Here is a 21,998-nt window from a genome sequence, read left to right as displayed (position 1 = left end):
TAATTTCTGTTTCTTTTTCATAATCTATGCTAACTCCCTTAAGGATTTAACATCTGACGGTTTTTCAACCATTCTTTGTAATATTCCAGAATCAGGCTGTCCTCTTTCGGTGTGTAAATCGTTTCTGCCTGCTCTGTCTCTTTTTCGGATTCAATTCCGTAATATGCATTACAGATTCTTAAGCAGCCATTGATGGATGCTTGGCTGAATCCGTCCCGGATGATCAGATTCTTTCCTGTCAGATCTGCCAGATGCTGGCATAACATCTTCGACTGGAAACCACCTGCACATCCTAAAATGTATTCTTTCTCATGTCCTGTCATCTCGCACAGACTTCTGTACTGTACATAGATAGAACATGCAATATCAGCTACGACTGCCCAGATCAGATGGATTGGTTTCATCGTTGCGTCAAATGGTGCTTTCATGACAAATCCACCCTTTTTCAGAGAACGTTTCTCTGAGAAATATAAGGATGAAAAAGACGCGGTACATAAATACTCGGTCTGTTTTGCCATCTCTTCTTCCAACTCCTCATAAGAAGTATCCGGAAAGAGAAAAGCTTTCATCTTCTGATAGTTCAGTCCGGTAACGCCCGGGTTTGTCTCAACCTGGTAAGTATCCCCGCCAAGGTTGGAATCTGTCCAGCAGCGCTCCTGTTTGTCATAATATTTATAATCTGTGATCGTTGCAACCGGCGAAGTCGTTCCGGATACTACCGCAACATCTCCGACACCCATTCCAACACTCTTCAGCGCAATCTGTGTATCAGCTCCGCCGACGATGAATTCTGCATCGTTGCTGATTCCCAGCTCATCTGCCATTTCTTTCTTAATCGTGCCAAGGCTGTCTCCGGCTTTGGCGATCTCCGGCAGAATGTCCATGGAAATTCCATAGTCTTTACAGAGTCTTTCGGACCAGTCTTTTTCTTCGATATCAAAGAGCTGTGTCTCGCATGCCTGTGACGGTTCAATGACCAGTTTTCCAGTGAACATCTCTCCGATCCATTCACTAAGACTTGTGATCTTTGCAATGCTCTCGAATTCTTCCGGGTATTTTTTACGGTATCCCATCAGCTTTGCTGCCGGGAAGTCTTCTGTTACCCAGCGACCGGTCTTTTCATAAATGAATGTGCAGTCTTCAATCTCTGCCATCCATGCACGGCCTCTGTTATCAATATTCGGAAGTCCCAGATAAGCCTTTCCTTCTTTATTATAAAGGACAATACTTTCTCGGGCTCCGGATGAAGTGATCGCACGTACCGGATGATCCGGAAACTCCTCCAGCAGCTCTTTACAGCCGTCTAAAAGATTCTGTTCCCATTCTTCCGGGAGAAAATACTGTGCATCTTCATACTGTTTATCTTTGTAATATTGATTTTCGTAATTTCGAATTCCCCAGATGGTTCCATCGGCACTGACAAGTCCTACTCTGGAATTTCCGGTTCCCATATCTACAACCAGATAATTTGTTTCCATCTGCTTTTCTCCTTATTTAACTGAATTAAATTATTTATTTTCCTTCATCCATGCATCGATGCGGTCAGCCAGAATTCTTGACTGATGATCTGTTACTTCATAAGTTGCACCGCAGATATGTGGTGTCAGAAGTACATTGTCCAGTCTTGCAATCTCCAGTGCTTCCTCTGTCGGAGGTTCAACTTCCAAAACATCCAGGATTGCTCCGCGGATCTTCTTATTTCTTAATACTTCCATCAGAGCCGGCTCATCTACAACTGCACTTCTTGCTGTATTTACGAAAATAGCTGTCTCTTTCATCTTTGCAAATAAATCTGCATTGATCATTCCCTTAGTACTGTCAAGTACCGGAAGATGAATAGAAACGATATCTGAATTTTTGAAAATCTCTTCCAGTTCACATTTCTTGTAGCTGTCTTTTACAAAATCTACAAATGGATCATAGAAAGAAATCTCACAGCCATATGCTTCAAGGATCTTAGCTGCATGTTTTCCAACTGCTCCAAAGCCAACGAATCCGACTTTCTTTCCGCAAAGCTCGTTTCCCATCCATGTGTAGTAAGGAGTTGTTCCTTCTACCCATTTACCGTCTTTGATCCACTGTACTGCCGGAACCAGGTTACGCATATAGCTTACAAGAAGTCCTGACAGCATCTCTGCTACAGCCTGTGCATTTCTTGCCGGTGTGCAGAGAACCGGTATATTTGCTTTCTTGCATGCTTCTACATCAATATTTGCCGGATTTGCACGACAGTCTCCGATGAAAATCAGTTTGTCATATCCGTTTAATACCTTTTCTGTTACACGGTCAAGCTCTGTGATCAGTGCGTCCGGCTGTTCTTTCTTCAGAACTTCCAGCATCTCATCTTCATAATAACGCTCTCCGGTAGTTGTCCACGGATCATATACAATCTCATCAAAATAAGCTTCAAGTCTTTTTCTTTCACTTTCAATAAAAGGTGCTCTGATTAATAATTTCATTTTATCATTCTCTCCTTTTTACTCTTGTCCTGTTCGCTGTCGTTTCTATTTTCTACTAAATCTACTCTCCAAGTGGTTCAAATACAAGTTCTTTGGAAAGATTACTTTTCACAAGGCAATCATCATAAGCTCTCTTCGCTACATCTTCGGATACTTCTTTCGGAACTCCTGTAACTTCGATCTTATGTCTGATATATGTTTTTTTATCATCGTGATAATCAAGTGCTACTGTTACAATAACTTTTTTGAATTCAATTCCATCTGCTTCACAAATCTTACGTGCGCATACGTCCAAACATGCTGCATATCCGGCTTCGATGAAATCATGTGGTCCGAATACATATCCGTCTCCGCCATATTCTGTCGGATTGTCACAGTCTACGGAAACTTTTCCGTTAGAAATAACAGAGCCATATTTTCTCTCTTTATTCATACATGTAACCATTGCTCTTACCTCTTTTCTTTATCTAAAGTCGGGGCAAAAGTCCCGGCTATAATGTTTTAATTTTAGTAGAAGTCTTTCACTTCACCTTTGAAGTAATCATTTAACAGATACGGTACATAGACACCTTTATCTGTTACAACACCACTGATGAGATGTGGCGGTACTATATCGAATGATGGATAGATTCCTTTTACTTCCGGAATTGTATTCGGGATACCTCGGTAAGAAAGTACCTGTGCAGGATCTCTTTCCTCGATAACGATATCTTTTCCGTACATTTTGTCTTCATCCGGGATTCCTGTTACATAGTATGGAATTCCGAAATATTTTGCCAGAATGGAAATCTGGAAAGTACCGATCTTATTAGCAATATGACCATCTCTTGCGATCGTATCTGCTGCTGAAGTAAAGAGATCGATACCTTTGTGCTGCATAGAATAAGCTACCATATTATCTGTAATAACTGTTGTATCGAATCCCATCTGTGCACAGCATGTAGATGTCAGTCTAGCTCCCTGCAGATACGGTCTTGTCTCTGCACAGAAGATTTTAATATCGTTGTTGTTCTTTCTTGCTGCACGAAGCATCATTCCGATGATTGTCTCACCGAAGCACTGTGTAAGGATTGTTCCGTTCTTCGGGAACAGAGCTGCCAGGTTCTCTCCGACTTTACCCATTGTTGTATATCTTCTGTTCAGAGAATCAACAGTTCTGTTGAAACATGCTTCTACTGCACTTTTTCCTTCTGCAAGTGCTTCTTTTGCAACCTTCAAGCAACCTTCTGTGATAATTCCCATACGGTTTGCTGTTGTCGGCCTTGCATGTGAAATATCATAAGAAGCCTGTGTTAAGAACTTGATCTGCTCTTCTTCTGTCTTTCCTTCTACTTCGTGTGCTGCCAGTGCCATTCCCATACCAGCTGCTGTATATGGTCCTGCACTCTGCGTAACCATATCTGTGATTGCCTGTGCAACTTCTTTATAAGTTGTACACTCAACAAATTTTACCTCTGTAGGATAAATTCTACGGTCTAATATTCTTACTTTTCCATTCTCATACCATGCTACATTTTCATACTGGAGCATGAATGCCAAATCCTGATCACATCTTTCCATCATACATCTTCCTTTTCTTATAGATACCTTCCGGACCGTTTTACCAGCCCGGAAAGTGATTTCTTTACTTATTTTAAATATTCTTTACCCACAGCTTTGATTGCTGCTCCGTCTTTCAGAGTTCTTCTTTCCTTGATCAGCTTAATACCAATCTGGATCAAAGCTCTCTCCATCGGTACTCTCTGGTCAACATTTGTAACAGAAGTAACTTCTTTTACTTTTGAGTCTCCAACGACACGACGGATGATTTCTGTTCCGGCATATCCAAAGGAATCTGCCATTACTTTGTCTGTGTAATATTTCTTGAATCCTTCTGTCTTGTACAGCGGGAATTCAACAAGCGCATCCCATTTTGCTGAGAATTTTTCTTTGAATTTATCTGTAACTTCTCCGATTGTCTTCTCAATCCATGTCAGGAATTCTGTATTTTCAGAATCTGTGTAGTATTTGTTTGCCCAGGCAAAGAACAGGTTTCCGATTACATTACCGATATCATATCCCATTGGTCCATAGAATGCAAATTCAGGATCGATTACCTTTGTTCCTTCTTGATTTACGAAAATAGAACCTGAATGTAAATCTCCGTGGATCAGTGCCTGTGCATGATTCATAAAGTCATCACGAAGCTGTCCTACCTCTGCATGCAGGTCTTCATCTCCATAGAGTTTTTCTTTTACGAAATCCATGTTCTGATCCAGGATGATGTTACGTCCCTTGTAATCATAGTATGGCTCTGTAAATACCAGATCTTCTGAAATATCGCAAAGTTCTGGGTTTGTAAATAATTTTACTTTTTCTTTCTTCTCTGCTCTGTTCATGATCAGATCTGTTGTTGGAAGCAGCGTATCTGCCATAAAAGTTGCAATATCATCTGCAAGTTTCGGGAAAGTCTTACCTGCTGCCATCTCTGTACGAAGGTTCTTGTAAGCGGAAATATCTTCCATAGATAATGCATACATGTTCTCATCATAGAGGTAAATTTCCGGAACAAATCCTTCTGATAATTTTCCTTCAATACCAAGAATCTCTGCTTCAATTTTATTACGATGCATATCAAGCGGTCTTCCTGATGAACGAAGAACGGTATCTGCCTGTTTGATGATCAGAGATTTTCCTGTTTCCGGATTCCAGACTTTAAATACATAGTTGATGTTTCCATCACCGATCTCGATTGCTTCTAATTTTTCGTCTTCTTTAAAATATCCAACTTTTTCTACTGCATATTCTTTTGCTGTATCAACATTCAGCAAAAAATGCTTTGAATATTTATCCATTTTTAAATTCCTGCTTTCTGTCTTTAATTTCTGTTCTTAATTTGCTTTTGCAGCTTTTCCTTTGAATTTCGGCCATCCGATGACAATAAAGATTACACCGAAAATGATCATGAGAATGTCATACCATACATATGGCATAATAGTTACAGGAGCGATCTTAGCCATAGCACCGGCTGTCAGTAACTGTCCTGCATATGGTGTTAAACCATTGAATGCAGATGAGAACAGGTCAAGAATGCTGGCTGTTCTTGCCGGAGCGATATCAAACTCTTCTGAGATATCTTTTGCGATCGGTCCAACAGCGATGATTGAAATTGTGTTGTTTGTTGTTGCTACGTCTACTAAACTTACAAGTGCTGCGATACTAAGTTCTGCACCTACTTTGGATTTCATTCCCTTAGCCAGTTTGTTCAGCAACCAGTCGATACCACCCAGATACTGCATGATTGCAACAAGACCACCTACGAAGATAGCGATGACTGCCATGTCCTGCATACCCATCATACCTTCGTGTACAACCGTGAATGATTTTACAAATGAGAAATCTCCGTGGAAAACTCCGATAACCATTCCGGAAATAACGGAAATTGTCATAGCCATTACTGCATGCATTCCTGCCAGAGATAATGCAATGATTAAAATATAAGGAACTAAGTTCACAAAGTTGATTGCTCCGCCTGCGGAAATCTTAGTTGCATCAATCGGATACAATGCAAGTGCTACTACTGTAATGATAACAGCAGGTCCAACCATGAAAATGTTTGCTTTAAATTTTTCTTTGTTTCCAATTCCCTGTGTTGTTGTTGCTGCGATTGTTGTATCAGAAATGAAGGAAAGGTTATCACCGAACATTGCTCCACCTACTACTATACCGCTGACAAGTGCTAAGCTTACGCCTGTTTTAGATGCGATATCAATTCCGATTGGCATCAAGGCTGCTACAGTTCCCATTGAAGTTCCCATTGAGAAACTCAGTACACAACCGATTAAGAATAATCCCGGAAGGATCATGTTGGTCGGCAAAATTGAAATACCGATGTTTGTTACTGTATCTGTTGCGTGCATTCCGCTTGCTACTCCGTAGAATGCTCCGGCCAGCATGTAGATGATTACCATCAGGATCAATGTGTCATCTCCGCCACCTTTGCAGAACATAACCATTTTCTCTGTAAATGTTTTTTTCTCAGCTACCGGGCTTTTCATAAATAATGAAATTCCGGATGCTAAAAAGATACCGATCATTAATGGGAAGTTACCGAAATCTCCGGTTCCGATGCCCATTGCGAAATAAACTACTAGGAATATTACCAGAGGTAATAACCCCATAAAGCTTCCTTTCTTGTTGTTAGCATTTTCCATTTTACTCTTCCTTTCTTAACGTTATATGTATTTTCTTTTTTTAATGAAGTTCCTGGATTATCTTGTGGTCTTTTGTTTTGTATCCGTTTCTTCATTAACAATAACGTTCGCTTGAATTGAATTTTGATACTGTGTCATGTTGTTGTGCGCTTGCATTCAACATAAAATGTCATTTTTCCTAAATACCTCTCAAAATCACATTTTATTACGTCTACCCTCCTTCGTCTGTTTTGCTATAACAACAAATTACAACATTGTTACACATTTGTCAACACTATTTTTGTTGATTTTTTTTACTTTCTTTGGTATTTTCTTGACTTTTATAGTCATTTTCACAACTCACTCCAATTTTTCTCAATTTTAATGTTGAAAAATGCGAGTTTTTTTGGTATTATATTCATGCATTCAATAATATTATATATTTTTCCTATAACAATATTGAAAGGATCTACGAGTTATGTTAAAGATTGACAGACAAAAACACCTGGACGAGGAACTTCATACATATGGAAGCATCTTGATATCCACAATGAGTCAGAAGCTGAATTGTAGTGAAGAAACGATCCGAAGGGATTTAAAGGAAATGGAAGCGCAGAACAAGCTGAAGCGTATCCATGGCGGAGCATTCCTGCCGGATGCAGATGACAAAGGTGCACCTGTACAATTACGTGAAACATTTTTCTCACAGGAAAAAAAACGACTTGCAGCATGTGCAATTGATCGCTTTATTAAAGAAGGAGATACTATTTTTTTAGATTGCAGTACAACCTGCCTGGCACTTGCTAAGGAACTTGTGCAACGGAATCAGAAAATGACCATTATTACTAACTCTCTTCGTATTATAAATTTATTTGGCAATCAATCTTCTGCCCTGAAGCTTATTGCACTTGGCGGAACATTCCGTCAGCGTTCCAATTCATTTACAGGATATCAGACTACGGATGCGATATCCTATTACATTGCAGATAAGTGCTTTATCAGCAACTCAGCCATCGACTTAACCCACGGTCTACTCGACAACAATATGAACGAAAGCCAGGTAAGAAAAGCTTTCATCTCTCAATCACGTAAACATTATCTGGTCGCTGACCATACCAAATTTTCAGATACTGCGGAATATAAGATCACAGATTTGAAAGATATTGATATGATTATCACAGATAAACGTCTATCCGATGTATGGGAAGATAAATTGCAACAATGCAACATTCCCATTTGTTATTGCTAAATACTATAAATCAGGTATAGAACCCTCAGGAGGCAATACAAATGTTAAACTTTCACTATAGAAACCCGGCCCGCATCTTCTTCGGTGACGGAGCTGAAAATAATATGTACGATCTTTTAAAAGAATATAAAGTTACTTCTCTGATGTTTGTTTACAGCGGAGATTTCATCAAAACACTTGGTATCTGGGATGTTATCAAAGATGCCTGCGATAAACTTGGAATCGATTTCCAGGAATGTGGGGAAGTTGTTCCGAACCCGAAGATCGAACTGATTCGTGACCTTGTTAAAGTTTGTAAAGAGCACAAGACAGACTTCGTACTCGCTGCAGGCGGCGGAAGTTCTGTAGATACAGCAAAATCCATCGCACTTGGTATTCCTTACGATGGAGATGTATGGGATTTCTTTGATGGATCAGCAACACCGGAAACAGCAGTTCCGGTTGGCGCTATCACAACTCTTCCGGCAAGTGGATCTGAAACATCTAATGCAGCTATCATTTCTAACGGACTGATGAAATTAGGATTCGAAGATGACATGATCATTCCGAAATTTGCGATCATGAACCCAAAATATACCATGGGACTTCCGGCATACCAGACATCCTGCGGATGTGCTGATATCCTCTCCCACCTGTTAGAGAGATATTTCTCTGATGTTGCTCACACCGATACGACTGACTACATGATCGAAGGTGCTGTTCAGGCAGCAATGATCAATGCCAAACGTCTGATGAAAGATCCTGCAAACTATGATGCCCGTGCCGAGATCCAGTGGCTTGCATCTGTTGCTCACAACGGAATTCTGGATACAGGACGTGCCGCTGACTGGGGTTCACACAGAATCGAGCACGAGCTCAGCGCCCAGTATGGTATTACACACGGCGAAGGAATGGCAGTAATTCTCATAGCATGGTGCAAATACATGGCTGAAGTTAAGCCTTACAAACTTGCCCAGCTTGCTGTTCGTGTTTTCGATGCTGATCCATACAACTACACCGAAAAAGAACTCGCTTACATCTTAGCCGATAAGTTAAAAGAATTCTTCCAGTCACTGAATCTTCGTACTTCCCTCACAGAGATGGAAATCGACGATGCACACTTCGAAGAAATGGCTAACAGAGCTACACACAATGACACCGCTCCGGTAGGACATTACGTACCGCTGCATGTGAAAGAGTTTGTTGAGATTCTGAAGCTTGCGATTTAAATTAAAAAGGGGACGGGGATTTTCTAGAAAATCCCCGTCCCCTTTTTAAGTTGCACCTGGCACTTTCTAAAAATGCCCCGTCCCCTCTTTATTTTCCACATGGTTTCCACAGATTATCCCCCGTTTTTCCACGAAGTTATCCACATTATTGGGATAACTTGTAAATTTCGTACATATCTTCCTCGTGTAATACTTTTGCAGATCCCTGGCTTCCACCACATGCTGCGGCACATCTTTTTGCCATTTCTCGCATCTGGGCATCTGTAGGCTTGATTCCAAGTTCTTGCATATTTGTCGGCATATTGATCTCACGGTAAAATGATTCCATTGCCTGGATTCCTTTTTCAGCGATCTCTTCGTCTGTACCTTCTCCGGTCACGCCCATTACGTTTCTTGCATAGCGTTCGAATCTTGGAAGCGCGTCTTTGCATACATATCTTGCCCAGCTTGGCCAGATTGCTGCAAGACCGGCGCCGTGTGTCACATCAAACATTCCGCCCATCTCATGTTCCAGCATATGGGTTGCAAAATCTCCACCATCATTGCCACAACCGGTCAGATTGTTATGTGCCAGTGAACCGGCCCACATTACTTCTGCTCTCGCTTCGTAATTTTCCGGATCCGTATGCAAGATCTTTGCATATGTCATGACGGTGCGCAGTAAGCCCTCCGCGATAGCGTCTGTCAGCTCCATATTTCCGCCATTTGTAAAATAACGCTCCATGGTATGCATCATGATATCTGCGCAGCCACACTCTGTTTGATAGTCCGGCAGGGACATGGTAAGCTCTGGATTCATAATTGCAAACTTCGGGCGACTGATATCATCGTCATAAGCCCTCTTATCCTTCGTATCTGCCTTTGTAATAACGCAGCTGTTACTTGTCTCGCTTCCTGCTGCCGCAATCGTTAAAACGGACGCTACAGGCAAGAATTTCTTTGCTGTTCTTGTATGTGCAAATAAGGTCCACACATCTTCTTCCGGCTCCGCCAGTCCATAGGAAATCGCTTTCACGGTATCTATGACAGATCCTCCACCGACTGCCAGTACAAAATCCGCTTCCATTTTCTTGCCGAGCTCGATTCCTTCATATACTTTTGACAAATGTGGATTCGGCACAACACCACCAAGCAGCTCATATGTAATTCCTTCTGTCTTTACAGATTCCGTAACCGCATCCATCACCCCATTTTTCAACACCCGGTCACTTCCATACACGATCAGAAGCTTTGTTCCGCCATATTTCTTCACGTATGCGCCTGTCTGTGCATGTGTCCCCTTTCCGAATACAACTTCCGTCGGTGAATAATAATTGAAATTATTAGCCATTTTTCTCCTCCTGTTCTTTAGCAAGCTCTTTCCTGTTCTTTCTTGTGTAAGCTTTCTTGCTTGTTTTTCAGCTTACCTTCTATATCTGCAGTTTCTCTCTGCAAGTATTGTATACTGTTATTTTAACTCACTAAGGCTAAGATAGGCAAAGAATTTTTCTTTTATCTTCTTCTGCTTTCCAATACACATTTGGGGATACTCTCCCGTATCTCCTTCTGGCTTACCGGCTCGCTTAGGGATATTTCACTATATCCCCTCTTCTCCAACACTCTCTATCAGGGATATCAAGCTGCCTCCATCACCATAATTTGCCGAATTATTACTGACATCTTCCTTCGGATGCTATAATCAAAAAAAAGCGCTGCTCTGCAGCGGATCTCCCGCCACAAAAACAACGCCTCTTTTTTCATTTTACTCACTCAGACATGTCTACTTATAATTTAATCACATCTGAGCAATTTTTCTTTGATCCAGTCTCTCTGTCTAATCTATATCTTCCGCATTCGCATCAGCAGCTTCCTCTGCCTAATCTGCGTCAGAACTGTCAGCTTTCTCTCCATCCGCTTCTTCTACGTCCAGAGAATCATCTGCATACAGGTCAGACAACTGATCTTCCAGATCTTTCTGTTCGCTTTTTAAATTATGGCGTCTTACCGCCCACACGATCACTACTACAAGCAGAATGATCAGTGCCAGGAGGTCGAGCCAGTCAAAGCCGAGCTTTGTATGTTCGATAATATATCTCATCTGCTTACCTCCTTTTTATACTTTGGCAGTTCCATTTGCCTGAACTGCTTCTCCTGCCTGTACAGTTTCACCTGCTGCCATTTCCGGCTGGTTTTCTGCCATCTCTTCGCGGATTTCCTGGATCTTCTGATCCAGGTCATCCTCAAAGTCATTTAATCGTTTCTTCTGATTCCGGTGATGTACCAGGATCATGACAACCAGTATAACTGCAACGATCAGTGCCGGTATATCCCAGGAATGTATTCCTAAGTTATGCACAAATTCATAATAACGCATATGTTTTACCTCCTTTTCCTGCTACATTTTCTACTGTTGCTTCTGCTCTTTCGTCGTTGGAAGTCCTCTCTTTGCAAGTTCGGTATCAAGTTCCTCTCTCACTTCGAATAACTTCTTCTGACGTTTCTTCAGGTTATGTGTAAAGAATCCATACAGGATTGCTGTTAACAACATAATCAGGAAATGGAGTACACAACACTTATGGTCATCCAATTTCTGGTTTCCAAGTGGTACATTGTTATCGCCTGCATTTACTAACTCACGAACCTTCGCGCCTGTTTCCTGTACTGCTTTTGCGATTCTTGAAGGTACGTTTCTTACAGAAGTTACAACTCTCTGAACAACATTTCTGTTCTGTGGTGTCGGGTTTGCCGGCGTATTCTGCGTATTCGGTGGTGTTACCGGTGCCGCTGCTGTAATTGTCAGCTTACCTTCTACCTTCTTAATGTTGTAGTTTGCTGCTTTTGTTCCATTCTTCAATGTGTAAGTAAATGTATTCTTGCTGGTTCCGGTATTGGTCCGTGTTCCGGTTACATCGTATGTAGCTCCTTCACCCTTCGCAAATCCTTCTCCGCTTACAGTTACTTTCTTGCTTGTCAGTGCTTTACCATCATATACTTTATTCTGGGATGCACTTGTCATGATCACTGTACGTTTTTCGATGGTTAATGTTCCATCTACAATGACGAATTTCACTTTGCTGAAGTTCTTATTCGTATTCTTGAAGTCGCCTGCTTTCACTTCCATATTGTAAGTTCCGGCATTTGTTCCTTTGACTGTTGCGTCTCCGCTGAATGTAAAGTCTTTCTCTGTGTAAAGCTTGTTGCTGATATTTGTTACATCATAGCCTTTTACAGTATGTTCTTTACCATCGTATTTAGCAGTGCCACTCTTCTCTGTAATTGTTACGACTACTTCATCTGCATTTTCTGTTACGGTCAGTTTACCGTTTACAGTCTTGATGTTGTAGTTGTCTTTGTTTGTACCTTTGTTCAGTTCGTATGTAAATGTGTTATCACTTGAACCTACTTCTGTCTGGCTTCCGGTTACGTTGTATGTTGCTCCGTCATTTCCAACAAAGCCTTCTGCTGTTACATTTTTATTTTCCAGTGCTGTTCCGTCATATGCTTTGCTGTCACTTGCACTTGTCAGTGTAACGTCACGTTTGTCGATCGTCAGTGTTCCGTCTATGATCTCGAAGGATACATTACTGAAGTTCTTGTTAATGTTCTTGAAATCTCCCGGTTTCAACTCCATGTTATAAGTTCCGGCGTTTGTTCCCTTCACAGTTGCATCGCCGTTAAACTCAAAGTCTTTCTCTGCATACGGAAGTTTGCTGCTGATATTTTCAACAGTGTAACCGGTTACGGTCTTCTCTGTTCCGTCGTATGTCTCTTTTCCACTGTTTTCTTTGATCGTAACTACAACTTTCTGATCAGACGGTGTTACTTCAAGTTCACCATTTACAGTCTTAATATTGTAGTTATCCGGATTTGTTCCTTTCTTCAGTTCGTATGTAAATGTGTTATCACTCTTACCTACTTCTGACTGACTTCCGGTTACGTTGTATGTTGCTCCGTCGTTTCCAACAAAGCCTTCTGCTGTTACTTCATCTTTTGTCAGTGCCTTACCGTCATACATCTTTGTTGCGGATGCAGAAGTCAGGGTGACATCTTTCTTGTCGATCTTCAGTGTGCCGTCTTTGATGATAAATTCGACATTGCTGAAGTTTGCATTGTTGTTAGCAAAATCTTTTGCTGTAAGTTCCATATCATAAGTTCCGGCATCTGTTCCCTTCACTGTATCCTTACCACTGAATGAGAAATCATTTTTAGAGTACAATTTATTGCTGATGCTTTCTACTTCATATCCTTTTACGGTCTTCTCTGTTCCGTCATAAGTGAACTTACCGCTGTTCTCCTGGATAGTTACTGTAACTTTGTCTGTTACCGGTGTTACTTCCAGAGTTCCTTCTACCTTTGTGATCGCATAGTTCTTTGCAAGTGTTCCACTCTTAAGTGTATAACCAAATGTGTTCTTGCTTGTTCCCACAACGGTCTGTGTTCCGGTTACATTGTAGTCTGCTCCGTCGTTTCCAACGAATCCTTCGTTCTCACCTCTGCTTGCAACAACTTCTTCCTTCGTTAATGCTTTACCGTCATAGACTTTCTTCGCATCTGCTGATGTCAGTGTTACTGGTCTAGGTGTGATCTTGTACTCTTTTGTAACCGTTCCTGTGTAGTTACCTTTTCCTTTGATTGTTACTTTAATTGTTGATACATCCGTAAAGTTATCTTTGTCATAACTTACTTCGTAATCGGTTCCTTCTTTCAAGACATTTCCATCTTTGTCTTTTACTTCCGGCGCCCATTTGTGTGCTTCGCCATCGTAAATGTGATCGGATGGATCATTGATCGTAATGCCTTTGTAAGAATCTGGATTTTCCGGATCCGGATCTGGTGTAATGCTCTGTGGTGTTACTACCAGAGTTCCTTCTACTTTCGTGATCGTGTAGTTACCGGCTTTTGTTCCATCGTTCAGTTTATAGTCGAACTTGTTCTTGCTGTTTCCGACTGCAGTCTGAGTTCCGGTTACATCATAAGATGCGCCTTCACCTTCCACAAATCCTTCATCTGTTACATTTTTATTTGTCAGTGCCTTGCCGTCGTAAACTTTCTTATCGGATGCAGAAGTCATTGTAACTTCTCTCTTCGCGATATCAAGTTTTCCGTCTTTCACTACAAATTTTACATTTTTAAAGTTCTTATTGCCATTTGTGAAGTCTGTTGCCTTAAGACCCATCTCGTAAGATCCGGCGTCTGTCTTCTTCACTTCGGTTTTTCCGCTGAACCGGATATCGGTTTCTGTATATTTCTTCTTATTTGTATTACTAATGTCTGTAACCTTATATCCTGCTGCGGTTTTCTCTGTTCCATCGTAAGTATCGGAAACTGTATTACCAACAATCGTTACAACTACTGTATTCTCATCCGGTGTTACTGTCAGTTTTCCTTCTACCTTTGTGATGGTGTAGTTTTCTTTCTTTGTATTTGTGTTCAGAGTGTAAGTAAATGTGTTATCACTTGTACCTACTTCTGTCTGGCTTCCGGTTACATCATAAGATGCGCCTTCACCTTTCACAAATCCTTCATCTGTGCCCTTGCTCTCTGTAACTTTCTTATTTGTCAGCGGATCGCCATCGTACGCTTTGCTGTCTGTTGCAGATGTCAGTGTTACCGGTCTCGGTGTGATCTGATATTTCTTCGTGATCGTTCCTTTATAATCGCCTTTTCCGGTAATGGTTACTGTAATTGTCGTCACGTCTTTGAAATTATCTTTGTCGTAACTTACTTCGTAATCGGTTCCCTCTATCAGAGCTTTGCCAGCTACATCTTCGACTGTCGGATTCCATTTATGATTCTTTCCGTCATATACATGATCAGATGGATCATCTACAGTGATACCTTTGTAAGATGGATCTGGGTTTTCCGGATCCGGTCCCGGTGTAATACTCTGTTCTGTAACAGTTAATGTACCAGGTACTTTTGTAAAGTTGTAGTTATCTTCGTTACCGGTCAGCTTCTTAATCGTGAAGTTGTTCTTGCTGTTTCCGACTTTTGTCTGGCTTCCGGTTACGTCATAGGTTGCTCCTTCACCTGCTGCAAATCCGTCACCGCTTACTGTCACTTCGTCATTTGTCAGTGCAGTTCCGTCGTAAACTTTCTGATCTGTTGCAGATGTCAGTGTTACATCTCTCTTTGTAATTGTAAGCTTTCCGTCTGTAACTACAAATGTTACTTTGCTGAAATTGTCATTTACATTAGAGAAATCTGCTGCAGTAAGTCCCATCTGGTACTCGCCTGCATTTTTCTTTGTTACTTCTGTTGTCGTTTTTGCAAAGTGGATATCGCTTACTCTGTAAAGGCTGTTGCTGATACTTACGATCTCATAACCGCTTACTGTCTTGGCTGTTCCGTCGTATTTCTTAGTCTTTGTATTACCCTTGATCTGAACAACAACTTCATTCTCGTTGCTTGTTACAGTCAGCGTACCTGCTTCGGTTGTAATCTCATAGTTGCCTGCTTTTGTATTGGCATTTAACGTATAAGTAAATGTATTATCGCTGCTTCCGACAGTTGTCTGACTTCCGGTTACAACATATGTTGCACCCTCGCCATCTACAAATCCTTCATTCTTGCCTGTGCTTGCTGTTACATTTTTATTTGTAAGAGGCTGTCCGTCATATACCTTCTGATCACTTGCGGATGTTAATTTCACTTTACGTTTTGTAATCTTGTAAGTCTTTGTTACAGTTCCTTTATAATTGCCCTGTCCGGTAATCGTTACCGTAATTGTCTGGACATCTTTGAAGTTCTTGTCTTCTGTACCATACTCATAACTTACTGTGTAATCTTTTCCTTCTGTCAGAGCCTTATCATCAGCATCTTTGACTGTCGGACTCCACTTATGTTCCTGTCCGTCATATACATGATCGGATGGATCATTGATTGTAATTCCCTTGTAAGAATCCGGGTTGTCCGGATCTGGTGTAATACTCTGCGGTGTAACTGTCAGTGTTCCAACAGACGTTGTAATCGTGTAGTTACCTGCTTTTGTATTCTTGTTAAGCTCATAAGCAAATGTATTATCGCTGCTTCCGACTGCTGTCTGGCTTCCGGTTACGTCATATGTTGCTCCTTCACCTTCTGCAAATCTGTCACCGCCAACAGTAATGTTTTTGCTTGTCAGAGCTGTTCCATCATATACTTTGCTTGCTGTTGCAGATCCTAAAGTAACGGTTCTCTTCTCAATTGTAAGACTTCCGTCTGTAACTACAAATGTTACTTTTTCAAAATCTGTACTGTTATTTGCAAAGTCAGACTCTTTCAGTCCCATCGGATATGTTCCGGCATCTTTCTTCGTAACGTTATCTGTTCCCTTGAATGTGAAATCAGATGCGTGATATTTCTCATTATTAATGCTTACGTCATATCCTTTTGCTGTGTAATCTTTGCCATCATATTTTGCACTGTTTGTATGACCTGTGATCGTTACAACAACTTCGTTCTTATCCTTGGTAACTGTAAGTGTTCCTTTTACAACTGTAATGTTGTAGTTGTCTTTCTTCGTGTTGTCTTTCAGTATGTAAGTAAATTCATTGTCACTGCTTCCGGCTTTTGTCTGGCTTCCGGTTACGTTATATTCTGCTCCTTCGCCCTTAACAAATCCGTCACCGCTTACAGTTACTTTATCTTTTGTTAATGGTGTTCCGTCGTATACTTTCTCATCTGATCCGGATGTTAAAGTAACGTCTCTCTTGCTGATAATCAGCTGACCATCTTCCACAACAAATTTTACATTTGTAAAGTTGCCACTCGTATTTGTAAAGTCTGTTGCCTGTACATTCATATCGTATGTTCCGGCATCCGTTCCTTTGACTTCTGCTGTTCCGCTGAATGTAAAGTCATCTTGGCTGTACAGATTGTTACTGATGCTCTTCACTGTATATCCGGAATCTGTGTGTTCTTTACCGTCATACTTCGCATTCTTGTCATTTTCTTTGATTGTTACTGTAACTTTATCTGTTATCGGTGTAACTTTCAAAGTACCAGGTGTTTCCGTGATATTGTAGTTCTTAGCTTTTGTATTATCCTTCAGCTTGTAAGTAAATGCGTTTGGTTTTTCACCAACATTTGTAATGGTTCCGGTTACATTATATGTCGCACCTTCGCCATCGACAAATCCATCGCCGCCAACTGTCACGCCATCTTTGGTTAATGCTGTTCCGTCATATACCTTCTCAGCATCCGCAGTTTTTAAAGTAACGTCTCTCTTCGTAATTGTGAGATTTCCATCTGTAACTACGAATTTCACTTTGCTGAAGTTCTTGCTGGTGTTTGTGAAATCGGATGTTTTCAGTCCCATTGCATAGTCACCGGCATCTGTTCCTTTTGCTTTTGCTGATTCTTTGCTGAATGTGAAATCATTTGTTGTATACAGACCTGTGCTTGTTCTTACATCATAACCTGTTACGAACTGCTCTTTGCCATTATACATCTTTGAATCTGTATGTCCGGTAATGTAAACATTTACTTCCAGAGTGTCATTCTTTTTAACAGTTAATGTACCTTCTGTCTTTGTAATGTCATAGTTGTCAAGGTTCGTTCCGTCTTTGGCAATGTAAGTAAAGCTGTTTGCGCTGCTTCCGACTGCTGTCTGTGCTCCGGTTACTGTATAAGTAACGCCTTCGTTCTCGACAAATCCGTCTTCACCGCCAACTGTAATCTCATTGCTTGTAAGTGGTTCACCATCATACTCTTTGGAAGCATCCGCAGATGTTAATGTAACTTTACGTTTCTCAATTGTGAGTTTACCATCTACAATTACAAAAGTTACATTTTCAAATCTGTCATTGATGTTTTCAAAATCGTCTGGTGTCAGGTTCATATCATAAGAACCTGCATTTTTCCCTTTAACTGTAGCCTTTGCACTATTTTTAATCTGGAAATCTTCTTCTGTATATACGTCGGTGTTTTCTCCGCCACGCTTAATACTTTCAACAGTATAGCCTGAAACAGATTTTTCTGTTCCGTCGTATGTCTCTTTTCCACTGTTTTCTTTGATAGTAACAACAATTTCCTGTGCATTCTTTGTTACAGTTAACTGACCAGGCTCCTTTGTAATCTGATAGTTTTTAGCTTTTGTTTTATCATTTAACGTATACTCAAATGTATTATCACTTGTACCGACTTCTGTCTGACTTCCGGTTACATTATATTTATCAATACCTTCGCCGGATACAAATTCTCCACTAACAATCTCTACATTATGATTTATTAATGGTTTCTTATCATATGCTTTGCTGTCAGATGCTGATTTTAATGTAATCTGACGAGGATTGATTGTAAGACTTCCGTCTACTACTTCAAATGTTACATTTGTAAAGTTCGCATTCTTATTCTCGAACTGGGATGTCTTAAGTCCCATTGGATAAGTAGCCGCATCTGTTCCGACTGCTTCTGCTTTTCCGCTGAATGTGAAATCATCTGCTGTGTAAAGTTCATTACTGATTTCTGTTACATCATATCCTGTAACTGTATGCTTTATTCCATCATAAGTTACTGCATTCTGACGTCCTGTAATCTTAACTTTTACTTCCGTTGTTACCGGAGTAACTTTGAGCGTACCATTTTTAGTGCTAATGTTATAGTTCTCTTCTTTTGTGTTTTCCTTCAGCTTGTAAGTAAATGCGTTTGTTTTTTCACCAACATTTGTAATGGTTCCGGTTACTTTATATGTCGCACCTTCGCCCTTAACAAATCCGTCTTTTCCGCTTACTGCTACGTCATGGTTTGTAAGCGGCTGTCCGTCGTAAACTTTCTCATCACTTGCAGATGTCAGTGTTACATCTCTCTTTGTGATCGTCAGTTCCTCTGTACCGGTTAATTCACCGAGCAGATCATCGCTTGTCACGCGGACCTTCACGGTAGTACTGTCAGATACATTTGTTGCTGTAATCTTGCTGAGATCTGTTGTCCATGTGTCTGTGCCAGGAATCTGATATTCAATCTTAAGATTTCCAATATCCTTATTATCTTTTCCTGCTTTTGCTACCGCAGTAGCTTGTCCTGCCTGATGTGGCTGTCCGTTATATTTTTCTGTTACATCTTTCGTTGTTAAGGAAACGTAATCTTCAATATTTTTAGCTTTCCAGTTTGCCGTAAGTTTTACAGTGTTGCCCGGCATCTTGAAATTATCTCCACTATTAATAGTAGACACATCCAGTCCTTCAACTGTCCAGCCTGTAAATGTATAACCTTTACGTTTAGGTTCTGTTCTTACAACTACGTTTGTACCTTCATCGTGTTTTTCTGTTGCACTTGTTGAGCCGTCAGAAAAACTTCCACCTGCCAGATCGTACATAACCTGATATCCGGCAACATATTTTGCATAGTAAGTAATTGATGTTGTAACCTTTGCCGGGAAAGCAGGTGCTGCCTCTGTAAGTTCCCGATTGGTATACCATCCGGAGAATGTATATGTTACACCATTAACTGTCTTTGTTGTCGGAAACCGCTGTGAAGTAACATCACCCGGTTTTGTTGTGGATGTTCCGTTAATCACATAGTTCTTGGAACCTAACATATTAAAGTTTGTACCGCCGGCATCATACAGATAATATTTTACTGTCGCAACATTCTTACATCTGATATTTACATTACAGTCCAGATGTTTGTCCGGGTTTGTTCCATTATTTCTTGAAATCTTTGCCGGAACCAATGTGATCTCTTCTACATCATCTTCGGTGATAGTTACACCAAGCTGATTCTGAATAGAAGATTTATAATTGTTAAATATCTGAGTCCATGCATCTGAACCTCTCGTAACTACATTTGTTCCGTTCGGCCATGATACAACACGCTGATCGACGTTATCAAAACAGTTTTTGTCATTTGTCCATGTAGCATTCGTTACATTCACTGTAGCGGTTCCATATGCAGGTCCCCAGTTACCTGAATCATTGGAGTTTGCATCTTTTGTAGGATCTAACAGATAGTAAACGATTGCGCTATCTGTTGATTGTGTGTTTGCTACAACCTTGATCGTCTTTGTTGCAGTGATTGCAGTATCGTTGCTGCCCTGAACACTTGCTGTAACATTAGCCGTTCCCTGACGTAAACCACTGACTGTTCCGTTGGAGTCAACTGTCAGAATCTGTTCGTTGGATGAACTCCACTGAACCTTGCCTGATGCATTGGAAGGTGTCAGTGTATAACCAAGATTGATCGTCTTGAACTGTGTAACTTTATCTGCTCCGGTTATTGCGATTGCTGTTGGTAATACGGCTGAACGAACAGTGATCGTATATTTTTTTGTGTATTGTTGCCTATTCCCCCATGAATATGTATCTGTAACAGTTGTTGTCCCTTCCTGCAATCCTGTCACTTCAATACTTACGCCACTATTCGCTTCTAATCTAACTTTATTTTTATCTGCAACAGTCCAGTTATGAGTATAAAAATTATACCTGTCCTGATCGCTTGAATCCAATGTCACTGTCTGCCCAACTCGGATTGTTTGAGTAGTATCTGTATCCGCTACTGTCGCGATCTTACCTTTTTCAGATGCTGCAGATACGTTCTTATCCTCGTTCGCCTTCGAGTCTGACTCCCCATCGTCAGATGCATCAGCATCATCCTTCTTGTTGTCACCAGACTTGTTCACATCCGTTTTGGATTTGTCTGAATTAGTTTCTTCCTTATATAATACATGAAATGTCTTATCTGATTTTACATCAGCAATTTTGTATGTATAAACATTTCCATCCACCTTCTTCGGCTGGATCGTATTATTATTTTGGTCTGTTACTTTGTCCAGCTTGAAAGAATTCTTTACAGTGATCTCAAAATTAAAAGAGTCGCCTTCTTTTACTTCTTTCATATATTTGCTGTCTGTGTAAGCAACAGTCTCTTTCTTTCCGTCAGAGCCCCATGCTTTAATATCGCCGCCATCCAGTTTTGATTTCTGGATTGTAGCTTTATAGGCTTTCTCCTCGGAATCTTTCTTTGTATCGCCGGAGCTTGCATCTGCTTTCTTTGCAGCGTTAGCTTTCTTTGCAGTGTCAGCTTTCTTTGCTGTCTGCTCCTGCTTTTTCTCAGTTTTTTCTGTAACCTGAGTCTTCTTGGAAGTGTCCGAAGCATTCTTATCTTCCTCCGTATTCACCTCCTGAACTTTGGCTTCTCCTGAGTCTTTTTGTGTGCATTCGAAGCCGCCTCCTGCTGTGCTTTCTCCTCAGCAGAATCGTCCTGTTGCGGTGCTTCCGTTGTACTGTCCGATTCACTTGCACTCATATTGGTGCCAAGCTGATAGATTACATTCGAACTGACTAAAACTACAGCGAGAAGCATCGCCAACCAGCGTCTTGTCTTCTTCATACATGTTCCTCCTTACTTCTTTATCTATAAGTCTACATAAAATGTCTCTGTATACTTATTAAGACATTGGTTCCCGTCAAAAAGGGTCATTTTTTTATTATTTTTTTCATTTTTTCTTAATATAATATAATGATTAATAGGTCAAAAAGCATTATTACTAATTAAAAGACATTTTTATTCTATTCCTTTCACTTCCTTTCACTAAAAATTGTCATCTTCTGCCTTATTGCATTTTTATCACCTAATATTAAAGAGCCCAGAATTAAATCCAGGACTCTTTATTCTCGCGGAAACACTTTTATTATACGTTAACTTTTTCTTTTTTCTTTTCCACTTCCTTTTCTTTATTCTTGGTACACTTTTTCTCTTCCGCTATTCCGTTTATCAGAAACCATATTCCCTGCCCCAATAATACAAAAGGTAATAACATCTGTGCAAAATTTGTTACATCCACCATTTTTCATTCTCTCCTTTGTTCCTTATTTTGGTAAAATATGCTCGTTTTCAATCGTTTTTCTAATTTATAATGTCTCCCAAATGTGTTTTTTTATCCTCTGAATGATACTTTTAGCTGAACATAGAAAAAGCGGGGGATAAAATCTATTTGAATAGCTTAGACTTT

General features: G+C 40.5%; 14 protein-coding genes. 2 read left to right on the top strand and 12 right to left on the bottom strand.

All coding sequences use genetic code 11. From position 1 onward, the window contains the following. Nucleotides 1–38: 38 nt before the first annotated feature. The 6 genes from DW152_RS07060 to DW152_RS07035 all read right to left on the bottom strand — a co-directional run bounded on the left by DW152_RS07060 (nucleotide 39) and on the right by DW152_RS07035 (nucleotide 6,619). Complete coding sequence (locus tag DW152_RS07060) at nucleotides 39–1,478, bottom strand: FGGY-family carbohydrate kinase (protein ID WP_118288276.1); 1,440 nt, start codon at nucleotides 1,476–1,478, stop codon at nucleotides 39–41. A gap of 30 nt (nucleotides 1,479–1,508) precedes the next feature. Next, nucleotides 1,509–2,459 (bottom strand): 2-hydroxyacid dehydrogenase, encoded by a 951-nt coding sequence (locus tag DW152_RS07055; protein WP_118288275.1) that lies wholly within the window; start codon nucleotides 2,457–2,459, stop codon nucleotides 1,509–1,511. A gap of 61 nt (nucleotides 2,460–2,520) precedes the next feature. Beyond that, nucleotides 2,521–2,904 (bottom strand): OsmC family protein, encoded by a 384-nt coding sequence (locus tag DW152_RS07050; RefSeq protein ID WP_021860541.1) that lies wholly within the window; start codon nucleotides 2,902–2,904, stop codon nucleotides 2,521–2,523. 62 nt (nucleotides 2,905–2,966) lie between these two features. Continuing rightward, nucleotides 2,967–4,022 (bottom strand): S-methyl-5-thioribose-1-phosphate isomerase, encoded by a 1,056-nt coding sequence (locus DW152_RS07045; RefSeq protein WP_117537962.1) that lies wholly within the window; start codon nucleotides 4,020–4,022, stop codon nucleotides 2,967–2,969. A 65-nt stretch (nucleotides 4,023–4,087) separates the two neighbouring features. Continuing rightward, a complete protein-coding gene (gene mtnK, locus DW152_RS07040; RefSeq protein ID WP_021860539.1) occupies nucleotides 4,088–5,293 on the bottom strand; it encodes an S-methyl-5-thioribose kinase in 1,206 nt (401 codons plus the stop codon). Between the two features lie 36 nt (nucleotides 5,294–5,329). Then, nucleotides 5,330–6,619, bottom strand: coding sequence for a Na+/H+ antiporter NhaC family protein (locus DW152_RS07035; RefSeq protein WP_243059850.1), 1,290 nt, complete (start codon nucleotides 6,617–6,619; stop codon nucleotides 5,330–5,332). Between the two features lie 490 nt (nucleotides 6,620–7,109). On the opposite strand from DW152_RS07035, the gene DW152_RS07030 reads away from it, so the two are divergent. Both DW152_RS07030 and DW152_RS07025 read left to right on the top strand, forming a co-directional pair. Continuing rightward, complete coding sequence (locus DW152_RS07030; protein WP_118288273.1) at nucleotides 7,110–7,880, top strand: DeoR/GlpR family DNA-binding transcription regulator; 771 nt, start codon at nucleotides 7,110–7,112, stop codon at nucleotides 7,878–7,880. Nucleotides 7,881–7,921: 41 nt separating this feature from the next. Further along, nucleotides 7,922–9,088, top strand: a complete 1,167-nt coding sequence (locus tag DW152_RS07025; RefSeq protein WP_118288272.1) for an iron-containing alcohol dehydrogenase — start codon at nucleotides 7,922–7,924, stop codon at nucleotides 9,086–9,088. 145 nt (nucleotides 9,089–9,233) lie between these two features. Here DW152_RS07025 and DW152_RS07020 read toward each other — a convergent pair whose 3' ends face one another. The 6 genes from DW152_RS07020 to DW152_RS13255 all read right to left on the bottom strand — a co-directional run bounded on the left by DW152_RS07020 (nucleotide 9,234) and on the right by DW152_RS13255 (nucleotide 21,833). Next, nucleotides 9,234–10,418 carry an iron-containing alcohol dehydrogenase gene (locus tag DW152_RS07020; RefSeq protein ID WP_117537966.1) on the bottom strand — a complete coding sequence of 395 codons (1,185 nt, stop codon included), beginning with the start codon at nucleotides 10,416–10,418 and terminating at the stop codon, nucleotides 9,234–9,236. 525 nt (nucleotides 10,419–10,943) lie between these two features. Continuing rightward, nucleotides 10,944–11,165 (bottom strand): hypothetical protein, encoded by a 222-nt coding sequence (locus tag DW152_RS07015; protein ID WP_117537967.1) that lies wholly within the window; start codon nucleotides 11,163–11,165, stop codon nucleotides 10,944–10,946. Nucleotides 11,166–11,180: 15 nt separating this feature from the next. After that, the gene (locus DW152_RS07010) at nucleotides 11,181–11,441 is read right to left on the bottom strand and encodes a hypothetical protein (protein ID WP_021860260.1); all 261 of its coding nucleotides are present in this window, start codon (nucleotides 11,439–11,441) and stop codon (nucleotides 11,181–11,183) included. Between the two features lie 30 nt (nucleotides 11,442–11,471). Continuing rightward, nucleotides 11,472–21,164 carry an MBG domain-containing protein gene (locus DW152_RS07005; RefSeq protein ID WP_118288271.1) on the bottom strand — a complete coding sequence of 3,231 codons (9,693 nt, stop codon included), beginning with the start codon at nucleotides 21,162–21,164 and terminating at the stop codon, nucleotides 11,472–11,474. Continuing rightward, nucleotides 21,161–21,376, bottom strand: coding sequence for a hypothetical protein (locus DW152_RS07000; protein WP_118288270.1), 216 nt, complete (start codon nucleotides 21,374–21,376; stop codon nucleotides 21,161–21,163). The genes DW152_RS07005 and DW152_RS07000 overlap by 4 nt, the downstream gene beginning before the upstream one ends. Nucleotides 21,377–21,677: 301 nt before the next feature. Next, nucleotides 21,678–21,833 (bottom strand): hypothetical protein, encoded by a 156-nt coding sequence (locus tag DW152_RS13255; RefSeq protein WP_158570028.1) that lies wholly within the window; start codon nucleotides 21,831–21,833, stop codon nucleotides 21,678–21,680. Nucleotides 21,834–21,998: the final 165 nt, after the last annotated feature.

Source organism: Dorea sp. AM13-35 (genome assembly GCF_003473885.1).
In the GTDB taxonomy this organism is placed as follows: domain Bacteria; phylum Bacillota; class Clostridia; order Lachnospirales; family Lachnospiraceae; genus Dorea_D; species Dorea_D hominis.
Note: the sequence above shows the minus strand (reverse complement) of the source record. Positions and strands in the feature narration are given on the sequence as shown.

Coding starts and splice junctions, on each gene's coding strand:
- DW152_RS07045 (WP_117537962.1), bottom strand. CDS start 4,022: ATGATGGAAAGATGTGATCAGGATTTGGCATTCATGCTCCAGTATGAA.
- DW152_RS07015 (WP_117537967.1), bottom strand. CDS start 11,165: ATGAGATATATTATCGAACATACAAAGCTCGGCTTTGACTGGCTCGAC.
- DW152_RS13255 (WP_158570028.1), bottom strand. CDS start 21,833: ATGGTGGATGTAACAAATTTTGCACAGATGTTATTACCTTTTGTATTA.
- DW152_RS07025 (WP_118288272.1), top strand. CDS start 7,922: ATGTTAAACTTTCACTATAGAAACCCGGCCCGCATCTTCTTCGGTGAC.
- DW152_RS07055 (WP_118288275.1), bottom strand. CDS start 2,459: ATGAAATTATTAATCAGAGCACCTTTTATTGAAAGTGAAAGAAAAAGA.
- DW152_RS07060 (WP_118288276.1), bottom strand. CDS start 1,478: ATGGAAACAAATTATCTGGTTGTAGATATGGGAACCGGAAATTCCAGA.
- DW152_RS07035 (WP_243059850.1), bottom strand. CDS start 6,619: ATGGGGTTATTACCTCTGGTAATATTCCTAGTAGTTTATTTCGCAATG.
- DW152_RS07020 (WP_117537966.1), bottom strand. CDS start 10,418: ATGGCTAATAATTTCAATTATTATTCACCGACGGAAGTTGTATTCGGA.
- DW152_RS07010 (WP_021860260.1), bottom strand. CDS start 11,441: ATGCGTTATTATGAATTTGTGCATAACTTAGGAATACATTCCTGGGAT.
- DW152_RS07030 (WP_118288273.1), top strand. CDS start 7,110: ATGTTAAAGATTGACAGACAAAAACACCTGGACGAGGAACTTCATACA.
- DW152_RS07050 (WP_021860541.1), bottom strand. CDS start 2,904: ATGGTTACATGTATGAATAAAGAGAGAAAATATGGCTCTGTTATTTCT.
- mtnK (WP_021860539.1), bottom strand. CDS start 5,293: ATGGATAAATATTCAAAGCATTTTTTGCTGAATGTTGATACAGCAAAA.
- DW152_RS07000 (WP_118288270.1), bottom strand. CDS start 21,376: ATGAAGAAGACAAGACGCTGGTTGGCGATGCTTCTCGCTGTAGTTTTA.